This is a genomic window from Allobosea sp., assembly GCF_048595345.1.
In the GTDB taxonomy this organism is placed as follows: domain Bacteria; phylum Pseudomonadota; class Alphaproteobacteria; order Rhizobiales; family Beijerinckiaceae; genus Allobosea.
This window is the reverse complement of record NZ_JBMDWH010000173.1, coordinates 73,850-88,548: the sequence shown is the minus strand read 5'-3', so window position 1 is coordinate 88,548 and position 14,699 is coordinate 73,850. Positions and strand designations below refer to the sequence as shown.

The 14,699-nt window shown below is 64.0% G+C and carries 9 protein-coding genes; 8 read left to right on the top strand and 1 reads right to left on the bottom strand.

All coding sequences use genetic code 11. From position 1 onward, the window contains the following. Positions 1 to 2 precede the first annotated feature (2 nt). Positions 3 to 4,529: an RHS repeat domain-containing protein gene (locus ACOJTB_RS15845; protein WP_420103486.1), complete on the top strand. Its 4,527-nt coding sequence runs from the start codon at positions 3 to 5 to the stop codon at positions 4,527 to 4,529. Positions 4,530 to 4,565: 36 nt separating this feature from the next. On the opposite strand, the gene ACOJTB_RS15840 is transcribed toward ACOJTB_RS15845, so the two are convergent. Beyond that, the gene (locus ACOJTB_RS15840; protein WP_420103485.1) at positions 4,566 to 5,279 is read right to left on the bottom strand and encodes a metallophosphoesterase; all 714 of its coding nucleotides are present in this window, start codon (positions 5,277 to 5,279) and stop codon (positions 4,566 to 4,568) included. 367 nt (positions 5,280 to 5,646) lie between these two features. Here ACOJTB_RS15840 and ACOJTB_RS15835 point away from each other — a divergent pair, with 367 nt between their 5' ends. From ACOJTB_RS15835 to ACOJTB_RS15805, 7 genes are all read left to right on the top strand, one after another. After that, positions 5,647 to 6,840 carry a glycosyltransferase family 4 protein gene (locus ACOJTB_RS15835; RefSeq protein WP_420103484.1) on the top strand — a complete coding sequence of 398 codons (1,194 nt, stop codon included), beginning with the start codon at positions 5,647 to 5,649 and terminating at the stop codon, positions 6,838 to 6,840. Positions 6,841 to 6,905: 65 nt separating this feature from the next. Further along, positions 6,906 to 8,126: a glycosyltransferase family 4 protein gene (locus tag ACOJTB_RS15830; protein ID WP_420103483.1), complete on the top strand. Its 1,221-nt coding sequence runs from the start codon at positions 6,906 to 6,908 to the stop codon at positions 8,124 to 8,126. A 49-nt stretch (positions 8,127 to 8,175) separates the two neighbouring features. Next, a complete protein-coding gene (locus ACOJTB_RS15825) occupies positions 8,176 to 9,573 on the top strand; it encodes a polysaccharide biosynthesis protein (RefSeq protein WP_420103482.1) in 1,398 nt (465 codons plus the stop codon). Between the two features lie 83 nt (positions 9,574 to 9,656). Beyond that, positions 9,657 to 10,976, top strand: coding sequence for a cellulase family glycosylhydrolase (locus ACOJTB_RS15820; RefSeq protein ID WP_420103481.1), 1,320 nt, complete (start codon positions 9,657 to 9,659; stop codon positions 10,974 to 10,976). Positions 10,977 to 11,037: 61 nt separating this feature from the next. Further along, positions 11,038 to 12,183: a glycosyltransferase family 4 protein gene (locus ACOJTB_RS15815; protein WP_420103480.1), complete on the top strand. Its 1,146-nt coding sequence runs from the start codon at positions 11,038 to 11,040 to the stop codon at positions 12,181 to 12,183. A gap of 33 nt (positions 12,184 to 12,216) precedes the next feature. Continuing rightward, positions 12,217 to 13,224, top strand: coding sequence for a glycosyltransferase family 2 protein (locus tag ACOJTB_RS15810; RefSeq protein ID WP_420103479.1), 1,008 nt, complete (start codon positions 12,217 to 12,219; stop codon positions 13,222 to 13,224). Further along, the gene (locus ACOJTB_RS15805) at positions 13,224 to 14,684 is read left to right on the top strand and encodes a lipopolysaccharide biosynthesis protein (protein ID WP_420103478.1); all 1,461 of its coding nucleotides are present in this window, start codon (positions 13,224 to 13,226) and stop codon (positions 14,682 to 14,684) included. The genes ACOJTB_RS15810 and ACOJTB_RS15805 overlap by 1 nt, the downstream gene beginning before the upstream one ends. Positions 14,685 to 14,699 lie beyond the last annotated feature (15 nt).

Here is a 14,699-nt window from a genome sequence, read left to right as displayed (position 1 = left end):
ACATGGCACTCTCTTCTTCGAATACTCCGGTGTTATCTGCCGGTCAGTTCGTCGGCTCGATTGCCGTCAATACACATGTCGGCTTCGGCTGGCGGGGATACGATAATTCCGCCCTGGTCAGCAAAAGCATGGACTATCTCGGCATCACCACGATGCGCGATGGGCTGGCAGGGTTGGCACAAGCTGCACCGGTGGCCTCGGCCTTGGCCCAGGCAGGCTACAAGTTCGATCTGGTGGTGGGTTCCGGCGTCCCGGGCGGTGGCAGCACGGCCCTGAAATCCTATGTGGCCTCACTCCAGGATTTCGCCAAGGCGAACCCAGGCAGCGTCATCGCGCTCGAGGGCCTGAACGAGGCCAACATCCAGGCTTTCAGTTATAATGGCTCATCGAGCATGGCGGCAGCCGGGGCGTTCCAGCGCGACTTCTATCAGGCGGTCAAGGCCGACACCGTTCTGAAGGATATTCCGGTCTATAATCTCACGCTCGGGCATAACAGCGCCGCCGACTATGCCGCGCTGGGCGACATGTCGCAGTGGTCGGATTATGCCAACGCCCATTCCTATGTGAGTACGAATTCGACGGTTTCGGCGGCGCTCGAGACGTCTCTGGGCGTCGCGCGGCCGAGCGCGGGGCAGGCGCCGACCGTGATCACCGAGACGGGTTATACGACCCGCGCCGCGACACCCGAGATTGGCGCGAGCGAGACGGCCCAGGCCAAAACAATTCTGAACACCGTCGTGACGGCATTCAAGGGCGGGGTGGAAAAGACCTATCTCTACGAATTGCTGGACCGCAACGTCGATCCGGCCATGGTCGACAAGGAGGCGCATTTCGGTCTGTTCGAGCTCGACGGCACGCCGAAGCTGGCGGCCAAGGCGATCCACAACCTGACCTATGTGCTTGCCGACGACGGCAAGGGCGGCGTTCAGGGCGGGAGCGGCCCGAGCTATCAGATCAATGGGCTGCCGCCCGCCGGCGATGCGATGATGCTCGCCAAGAGCAATGGCGCGTTCGATCTGGTGGTCTGGGCGGCGCCCAAGGTCTGGAACGACGCCAGCGACCAGGACATCGCCAATCCCACGAGCCAGGTCACCGTGCAGTTCGGCTCCGTGCAGTCGAAGGTCTATGTCTATGACCCGCTGCAGGGCTCGAGCCCCGTCGCGGTCTACGACAATGTCGCGCAGGTGGTGCTGCCGATCAGCGATCATCCGCTGATCGTGGAGATCGGCGGGCCGGGTCCGCGCGTTGAGACGCCGGTGACGACCGCGCCGATCGTGACCGGCAGCGGAGCGCAGATCGTCGCGCAGCTGGCCACGCTCGATGCATCGACCACATTGCAGAAGATCACGCTCACCGACGGGCCGACCATTCCGGTTTCGTCCAAAGCGACGCTCTCCTACATCCTCGATCATTATCAGGGTGCCTTGGCCAAGATCGCCGGCGCACACCAGTTCTCGATCACCCAGACCAGTTCCAACTGGCAGAAGGTCGAGGTCTACGATGCGGCGGGGGCGTGGCTGTCGACGACGGATCGCGGACTGAAGAACGGCATCGTCACCACGGAACAGACGAAATTCGCCGATGGCACGATCGACAACGCCAATTACGCCAATGGCGTGAAGGTCAACGAGCAGATCAAGCACCTCGATGGCTCGAAGGAGAGCTATGTCTACGGGGTCAAGGGTCTCGATTATGCGACGGAGCATTCGAGCTTCGATGCCGCTGGAAAGCTGACGGCTTTCGAAAGGCTGCGCGCGGACGGAACGAAGTCGTTCAGCGAGGTCCAGAGCGGCGGCCATAAGGTCGCGACCTGGTACGACGCTGCCGGCCTGCCGAAAACGGTCAATGACTGGGCGCCGGATGGATCCTTCAGCTCGAAAATCTATGTGCAGGGTGTCCAGACCCGGCTGTTCTTCACCAACGCCGACAAGAGCGGCTACAATACCAGCTACGGCATCAAGGGCCAGAGCTACGTCACGGAGACGCAGAAGACCGATGCGTCCGGCAAGGTCTACGAGGTCATCCGCTCCCATGCGGATGGCTCGCCGGATTATCGGGCGCTGACCAAAGCCGACGGCACCAAGATCACGACGGTCTACGATGCGACCGGCCACAAGCTGAACACGGTGACCGTCGCCACCAATGGCGACCGCTCGACCGATTTCTTCAATCCGGCCAATGGCGCGCTGACCCGGCAGGTGTTGCAGAACAAGGCCGGCGACTTCACGACGAAGGAGTATGCGGTAGGCGTGCTGACCACCGCCACGACGGCGCATGCCGATAAGTCAAAGGACACTCTCTGGTATGACGCCAAGGGTCTCGTCACCAAGAGCTTCCATCTGGAAGCCAATGGCTATGCCGAGACCAAGCTGTACGAAGCAGGCGCGCTGACCCGTCTGTTCGTCACGAATCCGGACAAGAGCGGCTCCAGCACCAGCTACGGCATCAAGGGCCAGAGCTATGTCGCCGAGACGCAGAAGACCGATGCATCCGGCAAGGTCTATGAGGTGATCCGGTCTCATGTCGATGGGACACTGGATTATCGGGCGCTGACCCAGGCCGACGGCACCAAGATCACGACGGTCTACGATGCGACCGGGCACAAGCTGAACACGGTGACCGTCGCCGCCAATGGCGACCGCTCGACCGATTTCTTCAATCCGGCCAATGGCGCGCTCACCCGGCAGGTGTTGCAGAACAAGGCCGGCGATTTCACGACGAAGGAGTATGCCGCGGGCGTTTTGACAACCGTCACAGTCGCTCACGCCGACAAGTCCAACGACATCGCCTGGTACGACGCCAAGGGCATCGCCACCAAGACCGTGCATCAGGAAGCGAACGGCCTCGTCGAAACGAAGCTCTATGCCGGCGGGGTCCTGACCAGGCTCTCGATCACCTATGCCGACAAGAGCGGCTCGAACACCAGCTATGGCATCAAGGGCCAGAGCTACGTCACCGAGATGCAAAAGACCGATGCGTCCGGCAAGGTTTATGAGGTGATCCGGTCCCATGCCGACGGCACGCCGGACTACCATGCCGTCACCAAGGCGGACGGTGCGAAGATCACGACGGTCTACGATGCGACGGGGCATAAGCTGAACACGGTGACCGTCGCCGCAAACGGCGATCGCTCGACGGATGTCTTCAATCCGGCCAATGGTCTGCTCACCCAGCAGGTGCTGCAAAACCAGGCCGGCGACTTCACGACCAAAACCTATGCGGGCGGCATCCTGACGACGGTGACGGTCGCGCATGCCGACATGTCGAGCGATGTCACCGCCTACGACGCCAAGGGCCTGGTGACCAAGGCGACGCATCAGGAGGCGAACGGCTTCATCGAAACCAAGATCTACGAGGCAGGCGTCCAGACCCGGCTCTTCGTCACCAATCCCGACAAGAGCGGATATACGACGAGCTACGGGATCAAAGGGCAGAGCTACGTCACCGAGACGCAGAAGATCGATGCCGCCGGGAAGGTCTACGAAGTCATCCGCGCCCATGCGGATGGCAGCCCAGACTATCACTTCGCGCTGGCGCCCGACGGCAGCAAGATCACCACGGTCTTCGACGCGGCCGGGCACAAACTGAACTCCGTCCTCGTGGAAAGCGACGGTGATCGTCAGACCGAGATTTTCGATCCGGCCTCAGGCCTTTTGACGCGGCAGATCCTCCAGACGGCTGGCGGCGAGACGACGACGCGGGACTATGTCGGCGGCACCCACACCACCACGCTCGTCAACCATGCCGACAAAACGACCGATATGAGCTGGTACGACGCTTCGGGGCTGATGACCAAGGCGACGCATCAGGAGCCCAACGGATATTTCGAGACCAAGCTCTATGTCGGCGGCGTGCAGAACCGCCTCTTCGTCACCAATGCCGACAAGAGCGGATACACGACGAGCTATGGCATTCAGGGGCAGAGCTACGTCACCGAGACCCAGAAGACCGACCCTTCCGGCAAGGTCTACGAGGTCATCCGCTCCCATGCCGACGGCACCTTCGATTATCACTGGACGCTCGGGGGCGACGGAACCCGCACCACCACCAATTTCGATGCGGCCGGCAACCGGACGATGGAAACGATCGTCAATCCCGATGCGTCGAAGGATGTCTTCAAATTCGCACTGGCCGACCAGCCGGGTGCCAGCCGCCACGAAATATACGACATCGGCGGAAAGTTGACCTCGATCGATGTCACGAACGCAGATGGAAGCCACACGCTCTATGCGCAGACGGGAGGCGTGACCCTCGCCGGCGGTGCCGGCAACGATGTCGTGCAGATGTTCGGGCAGGGCACTTTCGTCTTCACCGGGGGCCACGATGCCATCACGAATTTCCATGCCGACGAAACACTGGCCAATCACGATGTGATCAAGGTTTCGACCAGCATGGCGAGCGGCTTCGAGGCTCTCCATGTCTCGTCCGTCGGGGCCGACACGCTGGTGGCCTTCAACGACCACGACTCGATCCTCCTCAAAGGGATCGCGGCCGCGCAGCTGAGTTCGGCTGACTTCCTCTTCGTGTGATCGGACCTTTGTGCAGGGGCCGACGATGCCTGCGCTTCAGAGCAGCCGCAGCCTGTCCTCCTCGATCACGAGGCAGGACAGGCGCCCTGTGGCGTAGGCGCCGGTGTCGATGTTGAGGCGATTCCGGTCCAGGACGACGGCCTTGGTCGGCGTGTGGCCATGCACGAGAACCACGCCCTTCTCGGATAGCGGGTCCGGTCCGGAGTCCCGGATCATGGTGACGATCGACTGATCCTGCTCCGCCACCGGCCGGTCGGGAGCGATCCCGCCATGCGCGAAGAGATATCCGCCCAGGCTGAAAGTCAGGCCGAGCGTCGTCAGAAAATAGAAGTGCTCGTCCGGCAACGCCTCGGCGAAGGCTTGCGACGCCGCTTCGAGGCCGGCAGGGTCAAGCTGCCAGGGTGGCGAAACCCCGTAGGATGTCAGGGTCTGACGGCCGCCGAGCTCGAACCAGGCCTGTCCGGTTGCCGGCGTCTGCAGGAAGCGCAAGGCATAAAGTTCGTGGTTCCCGCATAGGCAAACCGTCGCCACGCGACGCCGCAGCGCCAGAATGATGTCGATCACCCCGGCGGAATCCGGACCGCGGTCGAGATAATCACCGACGAAGACGATCATCGGCATGCGGACGGGGTGGTCGGCGAGGTCCTGGACCAGACGGCTCACCACGCTCTTCAGCAGATCAGCGCGCCCATGGACGTCCCCGATCGCGTAAATCCGGGTGTCAGCAGGAAGCCAGCCGCCGTCCGGCACGGCGAAGGCCGCTTCGCCTAGGTTTGAAGCCACGCGCCACTCCTTGAGGCTGCAACGATCCGAAGGACAGGCCAAGCCTTCGCCTTATCCCCGCCAAGACCGCGAATCGCGCCATTCCGAGATGCAGGATTGGGCACACGCCACGGTTTGAGAAGCCGCTCAATCATGTTGCAGTGCCGCAAAAAACGGTTGATCTGCGATGAGGCGAAAACTATGCTCCGGCCATGTCTAATGTCGGCGCTATAGAGCCGACGCAGGCTGTATCGAACTGGCTCGATCTCTTGTCGCACCATCGGCACTGCGCCGGATCGACCAAACCGTCGCAGCCTCAGGTCGCGACCTCTCGAGCGCCGAGGCACAGTCCGTCTTGAAACTGATCTTCGTCAATACGCTCTACCCGCCGACTATCATCGGGGGGGCCGAGGTATCGGTGTCGCTGCTCGCCCAGGCTCTCGCGAAGCGAGGGGCGCAGATCGGTGTCGTCACCTTTCATGACGCTGACGAGGAGACCGAGGAGACGGTCGAGGGCGTGAAGATCCATCGCGTCCCGCTGGATAACATTTACTGGCCCTTCGGCCTCACACAGCGCCCCACGGCCGGACAACGCCTGCGGTGGCACGCCCACGACGTCTGGAATAGCCGAGCAGCCGCGCGATTCGGTCACATTCTCGACCGGGAGCGTCCCGATCTCGTACATACCCACAATCTGATCGGATTTTCCGCGGCGATCTGGGCCCAGACCAAGAAGCATGCCGTGCCGCTCGTCCACACCCTTCGGGACTATACGGCGATCTGCAAGCGCTCGACGCTGTTTGCGCGAGGCCGGACCTGCGAACGACGCTGCGCGCCCTGTGTCGCGATGACGGCCGGTTTCAAGCTGCGCGCCTCGGCCGTCGATGCGGTGATCTCGAACAGCCAGTACATGCTGGAGGCGCACACCAAACGCGGCTATTTTTCGCAGGCCCGCCAAGCCGTGATCCGCAATATCGTGAACACGAGCGCGGCCGGAGCGGGCCCCGGAGAGACCGACATTGTTTTCGGCTATATCGGGCGCGTGGAAGACGAGAAGGGGATCGAGGTCGTTCTGGAGGCGACGAGGCTTCTGCCCCCCACCGGATGGAAGCTGCGTGTCGCGGGGCGCGGCATCGACACCTATATCGAGGCGCTGAAGCGCCGCTACCCCGATCCCCGGATCGAATGGCTCGGCTTCACCCGGCCGGCGGATTTCTATGCCGGGGTGGATGTCTGCCTCATCAGTTCGATCTGGCCCGAGCCGCTGCCGCGCACATTGATCGAAAGCATCGGCGCAGGGCGGGCGACGATCTGCTCGACCGCCGGCGGCATCCCTGAAATCGCGGAGCATTCCGCTCTCATCGGCATGTATGAACCGCGCGACGGCAAGCGCCTGGCGGACCTCATGATCAGTGCGATGGAACAGCCTGATCGCTGGCGCGGCAGCCATCCTGCTTCTGACGAAGTGTTGAAGATGTTCTCGGCCGAAACCATCGCGACGGCTCATTTAGATATATATGCTTCAGTCCGGTCCAGTTTGTCGACCTAACCTTTGAGAAGGCCTGCCACAGTGACGATCGACCTCGGCCGGATGCGGCCTGGCTTGGGCGACGTATGCGTATCTTGATGAGCACTTCGCTCTATCCGACACCGAGGGCTCCTTACATTTTCGGTGGCGCTGAGCTCTTCGTTCAGCGGCTTGCGGAGCGTTTCGTGGCAGAGGGGCATGAGGTCGAGGTCATCCGCGCGCATCCCCAGGGCGATGGAGCGCCGGAGACGGTGAATGGTGTTCCTGTCCATTCCGCGCGCCAGAGCAATATCTACTGGGCCTATGGTCCGCGCAAACCGGCTCCGGTCAGGTTCGCGTGGCACATGATCGATGATCGCGCCGGTGCCGATGAGTTGATGGCGCAGCGGATCGAGACGTTTCGCCCCGACGTGCTTCATTCGAACACGCTGGTTGGGCTCGGCGCCGATATCTGGCGGGTGGCGCAGGACCGGAACGTGCCGGTTGTCCACACTCTGCACGATTATTATCTTACCTGCGCGCGCGCGTCGCGGTTCAGCGGCGGCAAGGTCTGCGCGACGACTTGCGTCTCCTGCTCGGTGCTGACGCGGACGAGACGCCGCAGAACACGCAGCGTTTCGGCGGTGGTCGGCGTCAGCCAGCGCATCATCGACATCCATCAGCGCGAGCAGCTCTTTCACGATACGCCCATCCGAGCGGTGGTGCGCAATGCCTCGCCATGGTCCGGGCCGGTGCCGCGGGATCTGGCTGGCCCCGGAGGCGGAGCCTTCTCGATCGGCTTCATGGGCCGGCCACATTACGAGAAGGGCATCAGCCAGCTCGTGCAGGCTGTCGCGAGGTTGCCTGCGGGGATGGTGAGACTCGTCATCGCCTGCCGGCTCAGCGACGACGAAAAGGAGGCCCTGTGCAAGCTGGCGGCGGGGGCCGATATCCTTTTTCTCGGCTACGTCCAGCCGGATGTCCTGCTCAGCCAGGTCGACATCGTCATCGCGCCCTCGCTCTGGGAAGAGCCGGGCGCGCTGGTGATCGAGGAGGCGCTGTCCGCCGGCCGTCCCGTCATCGTTTCGCCCTATGGCGGATCTCCGGAAGCGATCGAGCCAGGCATCAATGGCTGGATCGTCGCGCCCGAGCCCGATGCGATGGCCAGCCTCTTGGCGACGCTGGCGCGCGAGCTTGAGAAGATCCGCGCGATGCATCACCGGCTGATGGCCCGTGGCGCCCGGCGCACGATGGCCGATGTCGATGCGGCCTATCGCGAAATTTACGACCGTGCCATCGCCGCCGCGCGGGCCGGCTCGCGCAGGTGAGGCCGTCCGGTCCCTGGACGAGGTTATCGCTGCGCGTCGGTGTCTGCCGATGACGAAACTCTTCGTACTGGGCGGCTATCTTTACCAGAGCGTGGCCGCGATCGGGCTCGTCTTCGCTGTCAGTCATCTCGTCGAGAGCAGCGCCTACACCCAGTTCTCGCTCGTGGTCGCACTCAGCCAGTTCATCGCGGTCCTTGCCTTCGAATGGCTTCAGATCGCGGCGACCCGCTTTCTCGCCGGCGCGCCCGAGGGCCGGAAGCAGCGACTGCGCAGTGCGGTTCTGAGCGCCTTCGCACTGAGTGCCGCCGCCTTGCTGGTGGTGGGCCCGATCACCTTTCACTTCACCGCGGCGCATCGGCTGACGGCGGGGCTGGCGCTCGGCGTGGCCATCGCCCAGAGCCTGGCGGACCTCCTGCTGACCGTTCTGCGGGTCGATAATCGCCTCGCGGCTTCGGCGGGGCTGGCGATCATCCGCTCCACCTGCCTCGTCACCTTTGCCGCGATCGGTGCCTGGCTTGGCGGTGGTGCCGAAGCAGCATTGGCGGGGATGCTGCTGGCGCAGATCTGCGGCGTTTCGGCGACCCTCGCCTATGACCGGACGCTGATGCGCTGGCGGCGCGATGAGGTCACGAAGAGTAATCTGGCCGCCTTCGCAGGCTACGGCATGAAGGCTGCCGCCGCCTCGGTCATGCATCTGGGCGCCGCAGTATCGCTGCGCTTCCTCGTCGTCGGCAGACTCGGGCCGTCGAGCACGGAGGCGGCTGGGTTTTCGCTCGCCTTCGACCTGTTGCAGCGGCCGTTCTCGGTGCTCGTCGCTGCTGTCCATATGGTGTCCTTCCCCGAGGTGGCGGCGAAATACGACCGCGGCGGCCGGGCCGAGGCGCAGCCGGCGACCGCCAAGCTGTTCGCCTTCCTGTTCTGCTGCACATCCCTCCTGATGGCGGGCATGATCGCCTTTACGCCCGATTTCGCCTGGCTGTTCGTGCCGGCAGCGGCGCTGCCGGCCTTTCTCGCCGTTGCGCCGGCGGTCACCTTTCTCGCCTTCGTCAACACCCATCTCCAGGTGACCGGCGCGGTGGTGGTGCATCTCCTGAAGCAGACCCAGCGGCTGATTCTGGTCGCCTTCGGACAGTTGCTGTTCACGGTGCCGCTCTGCTGGTTCGTACTCGCGCAGCGCGGTTCGGCTGCCTCCGCACTCTGGCTGGTGGGCACGGCGACATTGCTCTGGGGCTTGGCCATGGCAAAGCCCACGATCCGGTTCGGAGCCCGCCCGGCGGCAGGGCCGATGGCGTTGGGCGCCGCAGCCTCGATCGCCGTTCTCGCTTTGGGGCTGGCTCCCTCGGCGCCGGTCCCGCTGCTGGTCGCCAAGCTCGTCTTGGCCGGGGCCGCGACGTTGTTCGTTCTCTGGCGCGGGCGCTTTCTGCACAGTGGGGTGGCGCCAAGCTAGTTGCGATCACGATGCTGCCATGCTTTCATTGTGCAGTGCAGCAGGGATCGGCGGATGACCGGTCGGAGGAGATGCGGCTGGCCATGCGCGCCCTGAAGACGATCGCGGCGACTGCGCTGCTCATGGCTGTGTCCGTTTCGACATCGGCCATGGCGAGCGACTTCATTTTCGGTGTGGGAGCGCATTTCGCGTTCACTCCCCAGCGCGGTTATCTGCCCGAAACGCAGAAACCACTGCTCGCCGATCTCGGCGTCAGCAGCTTTCGCGACGACGTTCATGAAGGCGCTTTCACCGTTGCCGAGCCGGACCATCCGCTCGGAAGGCAGCTGGGGCGCCTGAACGAGGTTCTTCTCAGCCGCACGCTGCAGCCCGTTCTCATCCTGAAGGGGCGCCAGCTCGCAGCCACGCCGATCGTGCGCGACGCGCCGACCTCCCCGCGCGAACGCGAACTCTTCGCCAATTTCGCATCGCGCGTCGTTGCCGGGACGCGCGGATACAACGCGATCTACGAGATCTGGAACGAGTGGAACATGGGTTGGCGGCCGCGCAAGCCTGTGATCGGCCCCATGGGGCCGGTCTCGGAGAACAGCGATTACTCGCCCGAGAACTATGTCGAAACCGCCAAGGCCGCCTATCAGGCGATCAAGGCGAAGAACCCCGACGCGCTGGTCCTGACCGGCTCCATCGGCGACGATGACGGCTGGGTCTGGTCCAAGCGGGCCATGGCGGCCGGGCTCGCCGAGACGGGCGATGGCATTTCGGTCCATTTCTACAATCATTGCAACCGCCCGCCCGATCGCACCGCCGAGAATCTGATCGGGAAAGTCGAATCCTTTCATCAGGCGATCCGTTCGGCGGCGCCGGGCCGCATGCTGCCGCTCTACATCACGGAGTTCGGCTGGCCGACGGATAAGGGCCCTTGCGACATCCCGCCCGATCTGGCTGCCGCCAATCTCGCCCAGTTCACGCTGTGGGCGCCGACGCAGAGCTGGATCAAGGGCATCTGGGTATACGAGCTGCGCAACAGCGGCACGAACCCGATCGAACGCGAAGATAATTTCGGCCTGTTCGACTACGACAACAAAGCCAAGCCCGGAGCCTGCCTGTATCGGGAGGCGATCAAGCTCTCGCGCTCGCTGGAGGGGGCGCAGTTTCGCCGGACCCAGCCCGGCCTGCGTTGGCTTGATGGCAAGGACAAGAGCGGCCGGCCCGTCTGGGTCATCTGGACCACGGCGCGCGATTCCGCCGGAAAGATCAGCTATCGCGACGGGTCCCCTGCAGCCGGCCGGCGTCTTTGCGACCCGGGGCAGGGCGGGAGCGATCGTCTTTCCATGGTGCCGCTGGTGATCGAACCCGGTTCCAAGTCCGCAGATCAGCTGGTGGTCCAGCTCACGGCCCCTTGACCTGTCCTGCAATCGCCTTCCGGCGGGTCCAACCGCGCGCGCCGGTCGAGATCATCGTCTCATGAGCCAAAAACGCATCCTGATCCTGACCTACGAGTTTCCTCCGCTTCTGGGTGGGGTCGGGACCTATTGCGTCGAGATCGCAAGGGCTGCGACCGAGCTCGGCCATCAGGTGACGGTGGTCGCGCCGGCCCATGACACCGACAATGCGGCGTTCGATGCCGCATTGCCCTTCGCCGTCGAACGCCTTCCGATCGCTCATTACACGCGCCATTCCTTGCGCTCGCTGCTGACCTATGTCCGACGGCTGCTCGCGGCGGATGTCGGCCGCTACGACATCGTGCATCTGGCGGATTGGCCGCTGATCATCGCCGCGCGGTTCGTCGCCCTGCTGCGGCCGCTGCGGTTCCGCGTGATCCTGCATGGCACCGACGCGCTGCTGCTCAACCAGGCGCGGCTGCCGCGCCTGGTCGGAGCCGGTCGCACGCTCGGTCTTGCCGAAAAGGTCGTCGCCAACAGCCGCTATACCCTGACGATTGCGCGCCGCGAGCATCCGGCGATCACCGATGCGCGGGCGCAGGTGGCCCTCCTGGGCGTCGGACGCAACTGGTTCGCGCCGGCCGGCGACGCGGCCGAGCTGCGCCTGCGCCTTGGCATTGCGGCCGACCGGAAGCTGCTCCTCAGCGTCTCCCGGCTCGACGAACGCAAGGGTCATCGCCATGTTCTCGCCGCGCTGGAGCATCTGGCGCCGGAGGAAAAAGACCAGCTCGCTTACGTCGTCGTCGGCAAGGCCGGCGATCCGGCCCATGCCGACGCGCTGAAAGCGCAGGCTTCGACGATCGGGCTGCCTGTCATCTTCACCGGGCCGCTGGCCGAAGAGGATGTCCGCGGCCTCTACGCGCAGGCTTACCTGTTCCTGCTGCTGGGCGAGGACCGCAGCGACAAGATCGAAGGGTTCGGCCTGGTCTATCTCGAGGCGGCGGCCCAAAGCGTCCCCAGCATTGCGTCCCCGGTCGGGGGCGTGCCGGAGGTCGTTCTCGACGGCAAGACCGGGCTGCTGGTCGATTATCGCGACCCGCGGGCTGCCGGGATGGCGATCAGCCGCCTGCTGGCCGATCAGCCCGAGCGCGACCGGCTCGGCGAAGCGGCCCGCGCCTGGGCCGAAAGCCTGACATGGCGCCGCTGCGCCGAGCAGACGTTTGGCTGAGTTGTGACCCCGCACCCCCCGAAAGGCATGAGCATGTCCTCCCCCGTCGAGGCCGAAACGCCTCTCGTGACCGTTGTCATCCCGGCCTACAACGCCGCCGGCTGCATCGGGCGCGCGGTGAAATCCGTCCAGGATCAGAGCTTGCAGAATTTCGAGCTCGTCATCGTGGACGACGTCTCCAGCGACGCAACGGTTGAGGTCGTCGAGGAGATGGTGAGGATCGACGGTCGCATCCGGCTGGTGAAGGCGGAGACGAATGGGGGGCCCTCGGCAGCGCGCAATCTCGGCTTTCGCCATGCGAGAGGCGAGTGGATCGCGATCCTGGACGCTGACGATGCCTTCAAACCCACGCGGCTGGAGACGTTGATCGCCCGTGCGCAGGCAGAGAAACTCGACGCGATCGCGGACAATATCGACATTCACGATTATCATGCGGATGCCACCATCCCCGCGGTCATCAACCGGCTGAAGGACTTCGGTGGGGCCTATTTCACGCTGACGCTTGAAGAATTCCTCCGCTACGATTTTGTCGAGAGCGGCTATCAGTTCGGCCTGATGAAGCCGATATTCCGGTCGGATTTTCTGAAGGCCAATGATCTCGCCTATCCTACTGCCTATAGGCATGGTGAAGATTCGTATCTCTACTCCGCGCTGCTCGCCTGCAAGGCCAGGATGGAGATCGCGAAAGAGGCATTTTACATCTATACGCCGACCTTTGGGCCCGTATCGCGCAAGATATCCGAGTTCTCCCGCACCAAGACCGATTACATCAAGAAGGCCAAGTCGTGCGACGACTTCCTTCAGGCCTATGGCGCCCGCATTTCGATGGCGGCCCGGCGCCTGGTCGAACAGAGGCGGGCGCGGATGCTCGCCTTCAACGAATTCCTGATTACTCTCGAGGCGCGACGGAATCTGGGTATTATCGGCACCCTGAAACGGCTGGCCGCGCATCCGTCTTCAATCCAGTTCCTGCCCTCACTGGTCCTCCGAAAGCTGCGCTCGCTTTTGCCTTTCGGTGCTCAGACAGCGGTTAAATCCTGATGGCGGCTCGGGGCGCAGGGCGGACGGCGTCCGGCGTCGTCTGGATGATGCTCGGGACGGGCGGGCAGACCGTCTTCCAGTTCGTGCTGTTCATCGTGCTGGCGCGACAGCTCGGGCCGGAGGCGTTCGGCCTGGTCGGGATCGCGGCGGTCTTCATCGAGCTCAGCGGTGCGCTCGGCAGGGCCGGGCTCACCGAGGTCGTCATCCAGCAGAAGGTGCTGCATGACGACGAAGCGAGCACGGCTTTCTGGTCCAGCATCGGCATTGGCGGGTTTCTCACCGCCGCGCTCTTCGCTGCCAGCGGCCCGATGGAAGCGGCATTTTCGGCGCCGGGCCTGCAGCCCGTGATGCAATGGCTCTCCCTGACCTGCCTGCTGTTCGCGGCTGGTGCGGTCTACGAGGCCATGCTGCGGCGGGAATTCGGGTTCAAGGCGTTGGCGGGCCGCAATGTCACCGCGACATTCGTGAGCGGGGTGGTTGCGCTGGCCATGGCGCTGACCGGCTTTGGCGTCTACAGCCTCGTGGCGCAGAGGTTGATCTACATGGTCTGGCTGCTGGTCGCGATGATCTATGCGACCGGCTGGTGGCCGCGCCTGATCTGGAAGGCCGGGGTCGCGTCGCGCCAGCTCGCCGGCGGGTCGACATTGGCGGTCGCCTCGGTGCTGGGCAGCGGCAACCAGCGGATCATCGATCTGATCGTGGGCTATGTCCTGGGTCCCGTCGCCCTCGGCTATCTGCGCATCGCGTGGCGGGCGCTCGATCTCCTGCAGGAGCTTTCGATCCGGCCGATTACGGCCGTGACGCTCACCTCTCTCTCGCGTCTGCAGGACGACAGGGCCGCATTCGGCCGCGCCTATCTGCGCCTCGTGCAGATGACGGCGGTGTTCGCCTATCCGATGTTTCTCGGCGCGGCCATCATCGCGCCGGAGCTGATTGCCCTGATGTTCGGCGCGAAATGGGCTCCGAGCGTGCCGCTGATGCAGATCCTGACGCTGACATCAATCTTCATCCCGCTGATCTTCTACAAGTCGAATGCGCTGATGGCGGTCGGTGCGACGCGCATGGTTCTGGCGATCAACGTTTTCGAGTTCGTTGCCAGCGCGCTGGTGGCCTATCTGTGCGCCCGCCATGGTGTCGAGGCTGCTGCTGCCGGCAACATCATTCGCCTAGCTGTCGTGACACCCGCGATCTTCTGGACGATGTCGCGGTCGACGGGGGTGCAAGGCGTCGCGACCTTGCGCGCGGTCGCCGCACCGCTGCTCGCCACCGGCGTGATGATCGCGGCGCTTCTGGGGCTGAAGAGCCTGCTGCCGGCCTTCGGGCCCGTTCCGACCATTCTGCTCTTCGCGTCGGCCGGTGTGGCGATCTATGCGGGTGCGCTGTTCGTCTTCAAGCCTGCCCTGGTGAAAGAGGTCGTCGGCATGGTCCTTGCGATGGCCGGCAGGCCGGCCCGCATCTGACAGGAAAACGAGCAG

What these genes read in the sequence shown, in the direction of transcription:
- ACOJTB_RS15845 (WP_420103486.1), top strand. Translation starts at nt 3, where the DNA reads ATGGCACTCTCTTCTTCGAATACTCCGGTGTTATCTGCCGGTCAGTTC.
- ACOJTB_RS15830 (WP_420103483.1), top strand. Translation starts at nt 6,906, where the DNA reads ATGCGTATCTTGATGAGCACTTCGCTCTATCCGACACCGAGGGCTCCT.
- ACOJTB_RS15825 (WP_420103482.1), top strand. Translation starts at nt 8,176, where the DNA reads ATGACGAAACTCTTCGTACTGGGCGGCTATCTTTACCAGAGCGTGGCC.
- ACOJTB_RS15820 (WP_420103481.1), top strand. Translation starts at nt 9,657, where the DNA reads ATGCGCGCCCTGAAGACGATCGCGGCGACTGCGCTGCTCATGGCTGTG.
- ACOJTB_RS15815 (WP_420103480.1), top strand. Translation starts at nt 11,038, where the DNA reads ATGAGCCAAAAACGCATCCTGATCCTGACCTACGAGTTTCCTCCGCTT.
- ACOJTB_RS15810 (WP_420103479.1), top strand. Translation starts at nt 12,217, where the DNA reads ATGTCCTCCCCCGTCGAGGCCGAAACGCCTCTCGTGACCGTTGTCATC.
- ACOJTB_RS15805 (WP_420103478.1), top strand. Translation starts at nt 13,224, where the DNA reads ATGGCGGCTCGGGGCGCAGGGCGGACGGCGTCCGGCGTCGTCTGGATG.